General features: G+C 61.6%; 10 protein-coding genes. 5 read left to right on the forward strand and 5 right to left on the reverse strand.

The annotated features are described in order from the left end of the window. Positions 1 to 103: 103 nt before the first annotated feature. Together PYH37_RS21740 and PYH37_RS21745 are read right to left on the reverse strand one after the other, a co-directional pair. Positions 104 to 2287, reverse strand: a complete 2184-nt coding sequence (locus PYH37_RS21740; protein WP_280733476.1) for a CHASE2 domain-containing protein — start codon at positions 2285 to 2287, stop codon at positions 104 to 106. 187 nt (positions 2288 to 2474) lie between these two features. Beyond that, positions 2475 to 3290 (reverse strand): alpha/beta fold hydrolase, encoded by an 816-nt coding sequence (locus PYH37_RS21745; RefSeq protein WP_280733477.1) that lies wholly within the window; start codon positions 3288 to 3290, stop codon positions 2475 to 2477. A 93-nt stretch (positions 3291 to 3383) separates the two neighbouring features. On the opposite strand from PYH37_RS21745, the gene PYH37_RS21750 reads away from it, so the two are divergent. Continuing rightward, a complete protein-coding gene (locus tag PYH37_RS21750) occupies positions 3384 to 4007 on the forward strand; it encodes a class I SAM-dependent methyltransferase (RefSeq protein WP_280733478.1) in 624 nt (207 codons plus the stop codon). Positions 4008 to 4051: 44 nt separating this feature from the next. Here PYH37_RS21750 and PYH37_RS21755 read toward each other — a convergent pair whose 3' ends face one another. Then, complete coding sequence (locus PYH37_RS21755) at positions 4052 to 5506, reverse strand: cobyric acid synthase (protein WP_280733479.1); 1455 nt, start codon at positions 5504 to 5506, stop codon at positions 4052 to 4054. Positions 5507 to 5752: 246 nt separating this feature from the next. Between PYH37_RS21755 and PYH37_RS21760 the strand changes: the two genes are divergently transcribed. Then, positions 5753 to 5896: a hypothetical protein gene (locus PYH37_RS21760; protein WP_280733480.1), complete on the forward strand. Its 144-nt coding sequence runs from the start codon at positions 5753 to 5755 to the stop codon at positions 5894 to 5896. A 162-nt stretch (positions 5897 to 6058) separates the two neighbouring features. Here the strand turns inward: PYH37_RS21760 and PYH37_RS21765 are convergent, their stop codons facing one another. Further along, complete coding sequence (locus tag PYH37_RS21765; protein WP_280733481.1) at positions 6059 to 6721, reverse strand: dihydrofolate reductase family protein; 663 nt, start codon at positions 6719 to 6721, stop codon at positions 6059 to 6061. Between the two features lie 1105 nt (positions 6722 to 7826). On the opposite strand from PYH37_RS21765, the gene PYH37_RS21770 reads away from it, so the two are divergent. Both PYH37_RS21770 and PYH37_RS21775 read left to right on the forward strand, forming a co-directional pair. After that, positions 7827 to 8825 carry an ABC transporter substrate-binding protein gene (locus tag PYH37_RS21770; protein WP_280733482.1) on the forward strand — a complete coding sequence of 333 codons (999 nt, stop codon included), beginning with the start codon at positions 7827 to 7829 and terminating at the stop codon, positions 8823 to 8825. A gap of 151 nt (positions 8826 to 8976) precedes the next feature. After that, a complete protein-coding gene (locus PYH37_RS21775) occupies positions 8977 to 10023 on the forward strand; it encodes a quaternary amine ABC transporter ATP-binding protein (RefSeq protein ID WP_280733483.1) in 1047 nt (348 codons plus the stop codon). 71 nt (positions 10024 to 10094) lie between these two features. Here PYH37_RS21775 and PYH37_RS21780 read toward each other — a convergent pair whose 3' ends face one another. Further along, complete coding sequence (locus PYH37_RS21780) at positions 10095 to 10505, reverse strand: tautomerase family protein (protein WP_280733484.1); 411 nt, start codon at positions 10503 to 10505, stop codon at positions 10095 to 10097. 107 nt (positions 10506 to 10612) lie between these two features. Here PYH37_RS21780 and PYH37_RS21785 point away from each other — a divergent pair, with 107 nt between their 5' ends. Beyond that, positions 10613 to 11476 (forward strand): LysR substrate-binding domain-containing protein, encoded by an 864-nt coding sequence (locus PYH37_RS21785; RefSeq protein WP_280733485.1) that lies wholly within the window; start codon positions 10613 to 10615, stop codon positions 11474 to 11476. Positions 11477 to 11545: the final 69 nt, after the last annotated feature.

Below are 11545 nucleotides of genomic sequence, written 5' to 3' on the forward strand. Positions count from 1 at the left end.
CACTCCGCTTAAGCCAACAGAATTGTTTCCATTCAGCCATGAAAGGCTCTCGTGCCCTGCTGCTCTCGATGACACCGCAGTGAGGCTTTTGCCTGCGGTGCGGTCACTTCGCGGACGTGCCGGCCTTCCGCTCAGGCTCGTCGGCAAAATGGTCGGCCCTGCGGGAAATCCGGCGGTAGAAGTCCGGCAACCCTGCCGCCAGTCCAACCGTCAGCCCAGCCGCCTTCAGCTTTGCCGCGCTCACGATCTGGCGGCTTCTCGGCGAGCGCGAACGCAATGCGTCGGTCAGTTGCCCGTGTATGTGCCGCAGCTCGACAAATTCGGCGGAGGTTGCGAGACGCTCGTCGCCGACGACCGCGAAGAGCCTGGTTAGCGTACTCTTGCCCTTGAGGCCCAGCGCCCCGGCGTCGAGCAACGCGCAATCAGCAAGCAATTTTGCCGTGCTCTCCGAAACGAGGACGTCGAAGCCCACGTCCTTGCACGCGGACTCGATCCGTGCAGCGACGTTGACCGCGTCGCCGACGGCCGAATAGTTGAAATGCGTCTCGGCGCCCATGTTGCCGACGCAGGCAAGTCCCGTATGGATGCCAATGCCGATCCCTACCCTGTGCGCACTTCCGAAACCGAAGGCATCGCTGTCGTTGAGCCGGGCAAGCGTCTCGCGCATCGCCAACGCCGCGCGGACAGCCTTGCCGGCGTGGTCTGCGACATCGATTGGGGCATTCCAGAACGCCATGATCGAATCGCCGATGAACTTGTCGAGCGTGCCCTCGTTCGCAATCACGTGGCGGCTCAACGCATCGAGTAGCGTGTTCAGGAAACCGACAACCTCGGTTGGCGCCAGACGCTCGCTGATGGCGGTGAAATTGCGGACATCGACGAACATGATCGTCAGCTCGCGATCGTCGCCCCCCAGGCGCAGGGCGTCATGCGTATGCTCGATGCGATAGAGCAGCGATGGCGACAGATACTGGCCGAAGGCTCTCCGGACCACGCGGCGCTCCCGGTCGGTCACGAGAAAGCGAAACGCCGTCGCGGCGAAATGCGTGATCGATCCGGCGACGATCGGAGCCAGCGGATCGAGGAGAAGCCCCGCGTAGAGAAAGGCCAGCCAGGAGGCGACAAGGGCCATCGCGGTGATCAGCAAGCCGCAGGCGAGCGCGACGGCGGGGCTGACGAAGGTAGTCAGCGTCACGAGCAGACTTCCCGCCACAGCAATCGACAGAATTTCGAGGCCGTTGGCCCAGTCGGGCCGGGAAAGAAAGCGGCCGGACAATATCTGCTCGACCGTTTGCGCATGCAGCGAAACGCCGGGAACATTATGCCCGAGCGCTGTCGTGCGGATGTCCTGCAGCCCGGCAGCCGATGTTCCGACGAAAACGATGCTGCCGTCGATCGCGGCCCTCGTGTCGGGAGACGCTTCCCCGGCCGCGAGCACTTCCGCGGCAGAGACATACCCTTCCGCCTTGTCAGGGCTGACGTAGAGCCAGAGTTCGCCGGCCGCCGTCACCGGAATGACGAAATCTCCGACCTTCACCAGGGTTATGGTATCAGGCACGTCCGTGGCACCGGCCAGCAGATAAGTGGAGGCGCCCTGCGCAACGCGCAGCGCTTCAAGCGCAAGGTTTGGATAAAGCTGCTCGCCATCGCTAAGGAGGAGCGGCACGGCGCGTACGATCGCCGACCGGCTGCCGGGATTGAGGCTGATATGTCCGATGCCGGCGGCATTCGCCTCGAGTTGCGGCCGCAAGGGCGTCGCGGCCGTCAGGCGGGGCGGCGCGTCGAAGGGGCTCTCGCCGGTGAAGGCGAAGCCGGCCTTCACCGGCGGACGGTAGTTTCCCTCATTGGAAAGGCCGAAGCCGAGTACGACCGGCTTTCCTTCAATCGAGCGGGCGAAAATCTCGTCATTGTCCGGCAACCGATCGATCAGCGAAGGCTCAATTCCGCCGACGTCGCGTACGACGGTGCGCGGCGACAGGCGATCGGGTTCGGCGAAGAGAATGTCGAAGGCGATGACGGCCGCCCCCATCTCGGACAACCGGTCGACCAGGGCTGCTATTCGGTCTCTCGGCCATGGCCATTGCCCGAGTTGTTTGAGAGAGGCTTCATCGATGTCGACGACACGTACGGGAAGGTTCTCGAAGGCCCGTGGCGCCAGGCGCTGGTATTCGTCAAAGGTCACGTCGCGGGCAAGCTTCAGCAATTGCGGGTCGCTCGCCCGCAGCATCGTGAGCGCCGCTACGATCGCCAGGCCGATGAAGACGCCAACTTGCTGCGCGCGTGTCATGACCGCCGTATCTGACCTCTGTGCCGAATGCCGGCATCGGGTATCGTTCCGAGGGGAAATAGTCCCGTCCGCCACAGCGGCGTGCGTTCTTCATGGGCGCCAAAGCCGCTGCGGTTAAGCCATGCTGCATCGTTCGCAACAGCTATGCAATCCTGAACGTCATCACCCGCCAACCGCGGCAGATGTGTCATTTCTTCCCGGGGAGCACCCTGTCGAGGAAGTCGCACATCACTTCGTTGAATAGCTCAGGTCGCTGCAGGGGCGCGAAATGGCTTACTCCGGCAAGCAGGATCAGTTCCGCTCCGGGAATACTCCCCGCAAGATAATTGGCATGTTCGGCTTTGATGAAGTCGTCGTGCTCGCTGTGGACGATCGCGACCGGCACGCGAATATCGGCCAGAGCGGCCGCAGAATAGTTGGGTTCCGTCTTCATCATCTCGCTGACCGCTTCGACAAAGGCCTCGAATTGATCGGGCGTGGTCGACAGGTCGGCATAGTCCTTCGCGTGCCGGCGGAAACAGCGGTCGATGGTGGGTGTGGACACGAATTCCTTTGCGCCGCTCGGATCCATGTTGCAGCCGAAGAAGAATACGCCGGCGATGCGGTCGGGGACCTTCATTGCGAGGATCAAGGCGGTGCACGCACCGTCACTCCAGCCGACGACGGCCGCCTTTTTCAGCCGCAGCGCGTCCATCACCGCGAGCACATCGGAGGCCATCAGCTCATAGGTAAAGCGCCTGAGATCGCGCGTGCTGCGGCCATGACCACGGCTATCGATGAGCACCACCTGGCGTCCGGACTTGAGCAGCGCCGGAACCTGATAGCCCCAATTGCCGCTGTGGCCGAGGCCGCCATGCAGCAGAATGACCGGCGGACCGGCCCCATGGGTCGCGTACCGGATTCGAGCGCCGTCATTCTCGACATAACCTTCATCGTCGGCCGGCGGCAAGGGTGCCGCGCCATGCGCCTCGAAATTGCTGAGATCGTCGTCGTGTCGTTCCATGCCGATTTGCCCACGCTGCTGGAGAGTACCGGTAGCCTTGCGTTGCCGAGCGGGGGCGACCATATCTGAATCTGGTCCAGAGAGGAATGATGGATGGAGCGTGAGAGCCGCCAGACCCATTGGGAAAACGTCTATACCCGCAAGGGCGAGGACGAGGTCAGTTGGTTTCAGGAGAGTCCCACGCCCTCGCTGGAGCTGATCGCCGAGGTTGGCGCAACGCCCGAGACCGCCATCGTCGACATCGGCGGCGGGGCCTCGCGCCTTGTCGACAGTCTCGCTGTCAAGGGATTTCGCGCCGTCACCGTGCTGGACCTGTCGGGCGCTGCGCTCACGGCCGCGAAGGCCCGCCTTGGCGACCGCGCCGCAAGCATTCGCTGGATCGTCGCGGACGTGACGATGTGGCAGCCGAAGGAGAGCTACGATATCTGGCACGACCGGGGCACGTTCCACTTCCTCACAGAAGCGACCGAGCGGGCCGCCTACATCGAGCGCCTGCACAAAGGTTTGAGGACAGGTGGACACGCGATTATCGCGACATTTGCACCGGATGGGCCGGAGCGGTGCAGCGGTCTGCCGGTCATGCGCTACAGCCCGGAAAGCCTGGCCGAGACACTTGGCAACGCCTTCCGTCTCGTCGATAGCCGCAGACACGAACACTCCACACCCTGGGGCTCAAAGCAATCCTTCCAGTTCAGCGTGTTCCGGCATGAGGCATGACGGGGAGGCCTGATAGGGAAGCCTGACAAGGGGGCAGATCGCCCCTACCCCAACAATCCCTCCAGCCAGGCCCGGTCGAGCACCGCTTCGAGTTCGACGGCAATGTCATCGAGCGCGGCATCGACCGACTGGCGGTAATTGCTGCCACCGCCCTCGATGCCGAAGCTTCTGAGCAGTGCGGCCCGGTAGGCGTCGCTGCCGAAAAGACCGTGCAGATAGGTTCCCATTACCTTGCCGTCCGCGGATAACGCTCCGTCGCGGCGCCCGTCGATCGAAACGGGGGCGCGATCGCAATCGGCGCCCGTGGTCCTGCCGAGATGTATCTCGTAGCCTTCGAGCACCACATCGTGCTCCAGCGACCACGCGCGGCTGTTGCGCACGGTCTTTTCCGGCGCCATCTCGGTTTCGACCGCCAGCAGCCCGAGACCGGCGATCTCGCGCTCGCTTCCCTCGATGCCGAGCGGATCGGTGACGCAGGTGCCGAGCATCTGGTAACCGCCGCAGATGCCGATCACCCGGCCGCCGCGGCGCACATGGCGCTCGAGGTCGCGGTCCCACCCGTGAGCGCGAAAATCGCTCAGATCGCCTATGGTCGATTTCGAGCCTGGAATGATCACCAGCGCCGCGTCGTCAGGAAGAGGTGCGCCCGGCCGAACGAAGACGAGATCGACATCCGGCTCATTGATCAGCGGGTCGAGATCGTCGAAATTGGCAATGCGTGACAGGACCGGCACGGCGACCTTCAGCGCCTTGCCGCTGCCGCGCGTGAGCCTCTCCAGCACGACAGAGTCCTCTGCCGGCAATCGTGCGGCACTCTTCAGCCAGCGCACGACGCCGAAGCAGGGCCAGCCGGTGAACTGCTGAACCGCCGCGATCCCGTCCTCGAAGAGCGTGACGTCGCCACGGAACTTGTTGATGAGATAGCCGGTGACCATCTTCCGGTCTTCTTCCGGCAGGATCGCATGCGTGCCGACCAGCGAAGCGATGACACCGCCGCGGTCGATGTCGCCGACGAGAACGACCGGCACGTCGGCGCGTGTGGCAAAGCCCATATTGGCGATATCGCCGGCCCTGAGATTGATTTCGGCGGGCGAACCCGCACCCTCGACGACGACGAGATCGGCACCGGCCGAAATCAGCTCGAAGCTCTCCATTACCGCGCCGAGTAGCTTCGGCTTCAGTGCCTGGTATTCCCTGCCCTTCGCATGCCCCGCGACCCTGCCCTGCAGAATGATCTGGCTGCCCACATCCGACTGCGGCTTCAGCAGCACCGGGTTCATGTGCACGGACGATGGCACGCGCGCGGCCAGCGCCTGCAGCCATTGCGCCCGGCCGATCTCGCCGCCATCATCGGAGACGGCGGCATTGTTCGACATGTTTTGCGGCTTGAACGGTGTCACCTTCAAGCCGCGATTGGCGGCGAGCCGGCAGAGCCCGGCCACCAATACCGATTTTCCGACATCCGAGCCGGTTCCCTGAAGCATGATCCTGCGCGTCATGCCGTCTCCCGTAACATCGAAATCCGCGCCCGCAAAGCGTTGTTTCGACGCGATTTCGCCATAATCTCATTCGCCGCGATCACCGCCTGTTTCGACGCTTCATCAAGCTTGTCGGAAATCTCCTCCGACTAGCGGAATTGCGACATGCAATGGCGAAGTTGGCATTCAAATCCGACCGGCCCCCGCCTATATCGGCGCCATCGTAACAACACGGGCAAAACGACCCGACTCCCAAGGTAAAAAGCTATGCTGTTCGTCTTCAGCAAACCCAATTTCGTCCAGATCGCCTGGAACTCCAAAGCGCCGAACAATCAGTCCCGAGTCCGCAATGTCGTGATGGATGCGCCGTTCGGTCCGCTCGGCTTCGTTCGCACGTCGAACGTCGGATAAGGAAGACCCACTCCCCAACTGAGGCCGCTCCTTTTCGGGGCGGCTTCTCTATTGGGGGAGCATCTGTCAAGCAGCCAACGTGCAAGATGTCAGCTTTGCGGGACATTCCTGTCGTTCGCGTAGCGACACGTTCGCGGTTAACAGATCTCATTGCCACCGCGATCACGCTTCCTCGGCCGCCAGACGCCGGCGGCGCGCCAATTCTGCCTTGGAGGCATGCCCCCCGAACGATCCGGGCTTGACCGGACCATCCGGCAGATAGCGGCTGGTGATCACGCCGGTTGACGATTGTTCGGTTTCCACAAGCCGCAATGCCCGTGGCGGTGTGCCCTCTTCGAACAGCCGCTTGCCGCGGCCAAGGACCAAGGGATAAGTCCAGATCAGATATTCGTCGATCAGGTCTGCCGCGATCAATGCCTGCAGAAAGCTGCTGCTGCCATAGATCTGGATTTCGGGACCTGTGCCGGACTTCAGTTGACGCACAGCTTCGACCGCATCGCCCTGCAGGGCCTGTGAGTTCACCCAATCAAGTTCGGGCTTGCCGCGTGTCGCCACGTATTTGGTTGCGCGATTGAAGCCGTCGGCGATCGGGTTTTTCCCGGCATAGGGCCAGTGAGCGGCGAATATCTCATAGGTGCGGCGCCCAAGAAGCAGGTCGAAGGCACCGGAAACAGCCTGGTCCAGCCGTTCACCCATCTGCTCGTCCCAATATGGCACGATCCAGCCTCCGAGTTTGAAACCGTTTCTCGGATCCTCTTGCGGTCCGCCCGGCGACTGCATGACACCATCCAGCGATACATGGTTGATCGAGATTAGCTTCCTCATTTCTTCCACTCCTCCGTTCATTGAAATGATACAAGGACGAAGAGCGGGCCGCCAATCCGATATCTGGTAGAGAAAATTCACAGCATTGAGGTCGCCAGCATGGAGCGGCTCCCGGGTTCAACACGACTGGCCGGCCTGGTTCGCAGGCCGCCATAATTTCTTAGACGTGGTACCGCACATTGCGGTCGATCCCGGCAGGTGTGTTGCTTCTCTTCGAAGTCGGCACCGAGCCGCTTGATGATGGGGTCGGAAGGAAAGGCATCCTAATCTTTTTTGCGCGCTGCTACTGAAACCGCGTCCAAGCCGCCCACGAGATTGCCTGCCCACCCGTCCTGCACATGCAACAATCCAAAGTGCTACAGCGACCTTTGTGCGTCTGGAAAGACACACGGCGCTATAGATGGCGCAACGACTCCGCTGTTCATGAAATGCGAAAGCCCTCGAGATGAAGGTGGGCGCGGCTCTAAAAGAAACACATGGCTTCGCCGGAAAACGCCGCGCAGATCCCTCAGCGCTGCCGGCAAATCGGATAACCGCTGAATTAGCAGGTCCGGTACGCAACACCTGATCCGGACCTGCGGCAGTCGCCCGCCGCGCAAACAATTAGCCTGACATCGTTACCGGATGGTTATTGAGGTCTTAACCAAAGGTGAATTGAGGATTTTTTCCGCCGTTTTCTAAGTGGTGCAGTCGCGACAGGAGATTGCCGATTGAAAGAGGTCAGCAGATGCTTGAACTCACTGACCCCCATTTTGCGGCACTTATTATCGCAAAAGCTTATATTTGCGACTTTCGTCCGCAACAGCGTCTCTCTAGCCCCGCCGGAAACAGACGCATGCGGTCCCGCCTGAGGTCCGCGGCGATGTTGAAGAGGTTGATTTCTCATCGGGAATACTTAGGCTTGCTGCAACGGTGACGAGGAAATCCGGACGGCGACGGGGTTCCGCGGCTAGAACTTGAACGACCGCACCGCCGCAGCGAGGCACGAACTTGGCCATTCCGATGCCGAACCTTGCGCTGCTCACCGAATGACCGGGTGCTTTCCATGCAGGGGGCCCGCGGCGCGCTCGATACGGCTGCACAAAGACGCGGAGGTCTTGACGAGATGAAGAAACTCCTTGCTTCCACCTTCCTCGCGGCGGGCATCCATGCCCTGGCGGGTTCCGCCGAGGCTGCGGAATGCGGTGAACTCAGCATTGCGGAGATGAACTGGGCCTCCGCGGGCGTTGCAGCTCATGTGGACAAGTTCATCCTCGAAAGCGGCTATGAATGCACGGTAAGGCTCGTCGCCGGCGACACGATGCCGACCTTCGCGTCGATGAACGAAAGGGCTCAGCCGGATATGGCGCCGGAACTCTGGGTCAACTCCGTGCGCACGCCGCTGAATGCAGCCATCAAAGAAGGCCGCCTTATTCAGGCTGCCAGGATCTTGAGCGAAGGCGGCGTGGAAGGCTGGTGGATTCCGAAGTTCGTTGCCGACGCCCATCCGGAAATCAGGTCGGTCCCGGATGCGTTGAAACATCCAGACCTCTTCCCCGCACCGGAAGACCCGTCCAAGGGGGCGATCTATAACTGCCCCTCCGGCTGGAACTGCCAGGTCTCGACGGCCAACCTCTACAGGGCGCTGGAAGCGCAGAAAGCCGGCTTCGAGCTCATCGATACCGGCTCCGCCGCCGGTCTCGATGGCTCCATTGCAAACGCCTTCGAGAAGAAGACCGGCTGGCTCGGCTACTATTGGGCGCCGACTGCCATCCTCGGCAAATACCAGATGGTCCGTCTCTCCTTCGGGGTCGATCACGACAGGGCCGAGTGGGACGCCTGCTCCACCGTTCCCGATTGCCCCAATCCGAAGGTCAACTCCTATCCGGTCTCCGACGTGTACACGGTGGTCACCAAATCCTTCGCCGAGAGGGCCGGCGTCGCCATGGACTACGTCAAGGCGCGCAACTGGGACAACGCCACCGTCAACAAGGTTCTAGCCTGGATGGATCAGAACCAGGGCACCAACGAGGATGCCGCCCGATATTTCCTCGAAAACTTCCAGGATACGTGGACTCGGTGGGTCAGTCCGGAAATCGCGGAAAAGATCAAGACAGCCCTATGACGGACGTACGGACGACTGCTTGATCCTCATGGCGACGCAGTATCTTCGCCTGCGTCGCAAACAGTAAAGCGGACGGCATGTTCCGCTGTCATTTTCGATCGTACCAGCCAGGCCTTCGGCAGGCGGCTGCAAAAGCACTCGGAGGTTGTCCATGGCTAGTCACGCAATCGAGGTCAAGAACCTCTACAAGATCTTCGGCCCCCGCGGCGAAGATTATGTCGAAGCCGTCAGGAACGGCATGGGCAAGGCAGAGCTCAACGAGAAGCACGGCCACGTGCTCGGCCTGAAAGATATCAACATCCACATGCCCGCAGGCTGCGTGACGGTGGTCATGGGGCTTTCGGGCTCCGGCAAGTCGACGCTCATCCGGCACATCAATCGCCTGATCGACCCGACTGCCGGCGAAGTGCTCTATGACGGCGTCGACGTTTGCAAGATGAACGACAGCGACCTTCGCCAATTCCGCCGCCACAAGACTGCGATGGTGTTCCAGAAGTTCGCGCTGCTGCCGCATCGCACCGTGCTCGAAAACACCGTCTACGGTCTGGAGATCCAAGGCGTGGATCGGCGTGAGAGCGAAAAACGGGCGCTCGGCTGGATCGACCGCGTCGGCCTGAGCGGTTTCGAGAAGCACTACCCGAACCAGCTTTCCGGCGGCATGCAACAGCGCGTGGGTCTCGCCCGGGCGCTCACGAACAACGCCGACATCCTGCTGATGGACGAGGCCTATTCCGCGCTCGACCCGCTGATCCGGATGGACATGCAGAGCGTGCTGCTCGAACTGCAGAAGGAACTGAAGAAGACCGTGGTCTTCATCACCCACGATCTCGACGAGGCGCTGAGGCTCGGCGACAAGATCGCCATCCTGCGCGACGGCTGCGTCGTGCAGCAGGGAACTGGCCAGGAAATCGTGCTCTCGCCGGCGGATGACTACATCACCGCCTTTGTCAAGGAAGTGAACCGCGGTCGCGTCGTTCATGTCGAAACGATCATGCGGCCGCTTTCCGGGAATCCGGAGGGCCTGCCGCTCCCGGCTGGCACGGTCCTCGAGGTGGCAGCCCGCACGATGACCGGCGCCCATATCAACACGGCCCATGTCGTCGACGCCAACGGCCGGCCGATCGGCGCGATCGACTTGCAGACGATCATCGCCGCCATGGTAACGCCGACAAGCCATGCCGACCGACAGGCGGCGTGAGCTTGATTTAGTCGTGCTGTGAGGAAGGGCACCCGCGACGGTGCCCTTCCGTCGGAAACGCGCTTTGCCTATTACGCCGCCGGCTGCAATTTGCCGCTGATGAAACGGAATTCCTGCGTCGTGCCGCCGTAGCCATAGGCGGCGGCGGATACCTCGTGGACAAGCACGTAACTCTCCGGGTGGACTTTTCCGAGGAGCTTTTCGAATGCGGCGAAGATCGCTTCGATGTAGCCGGCTATTTCCTGCTTGGTGTTGGTGCCGTCGACAACCTTGATGTCGAGCCAGAAGCTATTCGTCTCTTGCGACGCAATCGATTTTCCGCCGGCGAACCAGTGCTGCGGATCGACATAGCTGATCGCAACGGCGGTGACGGTTGGATCCTTGCGCAGATGCGCTTGCGTCAGAGCACTGACCTCGACTGCAATCTCTTGAGAGCGTTTCGGGTCCGGCCGGCCGGTCACGGCAATATTGATGATGGGCATGGTGAGTTCCTTCCTCTATGAGCGTTGTCTTCAAGGATCACCCTGCCAGCACTGACGAATCAAGAAAATCGAATTGTTTCGAAGAAAAACTTCCATAAAATAGAAGTATGACAAACCTCGATCCCGACCTGCTGCGCACCTTCCTCGCCTTTGCCGAAGGCGGTTCGCTCGCCCGCGCCGCAGAAAAGGTCAATCGATCGCCATCCGCCGTGACGGCGCAGATGCAGCGCCTGGAGGCACTGGTCGGCGAACCGCTTCTGGCACCGGCGGGGCGCGGGCGATCATTGACGCCAGTTGGCGAGGAACTCGTGGACCATGCCCGCCGGATTCTCGATGCGCATCGCGATGCCTGGCTCAGCCTCAAGGGTGCCCGGGCCGACGGCCGGGTCTCGCTCGGCAGCACGCAGGATTTTGCGGAAACGACACTGCCCGACCTTTTGCGCCGCTTCGCCCGTTCCCACCCTCGGGTTCGCCTCGACCTCCGCATCGGCAGGACGAAGGAATTGACCGCCGCCTATGAGCAGGGTCAGGTCGACATTCTTCTCGCCATGCGGCAAGCGCCCGCGACCGACGAACTGCTTGTGCTTAGAGAGCCGATGATCTGGCTCTCATCCGAAAAGGGGCTTGCTTCTTTTGATACGGAAATTCCACTGGCCGTGCTCGATCCGCCCTGTGGCTTTCGCTCGGCTGCGATTTCCGCCCTTGAAGCCGCCAAGCGTCCCTTCCGGATTGCGGCGACGAGCCCCAGTCTGTCGGGTCTGCACGCCGCTGTTCTGAGCGGCATTGCTGTTACCGCGCGAACGGAGCAGTTTCGGAGTAACGGCATAGAAGCAGCTCCCAGCCAGCTTGAGCTGCCGGCTCTGCCCATCGCTGAGTTCAACCTCCGCGTCCACCCCCGAGCTGATAAGATTGCCGGCAATCTGGCTGCGCTTCTTGCTGATGAGCTACCGCGTTCGGGCGCCGGCGGCTGAATCGCTACCGGCGCCCGAACGTCGCACAATCGTCTCCGCGAGCCGCAAATCTGGTTGCCATCACATAAA

This window comes from Sinorhizobium numidicum, assembly GCF_029892045.1.
Classification (GTDB): Bacteria; Pseudomonadota; Alphaproteobacteria; order Rhizobiales; family Rhizobiaceae; genus Sinorhizobium; species Sinorhizobium numidicum.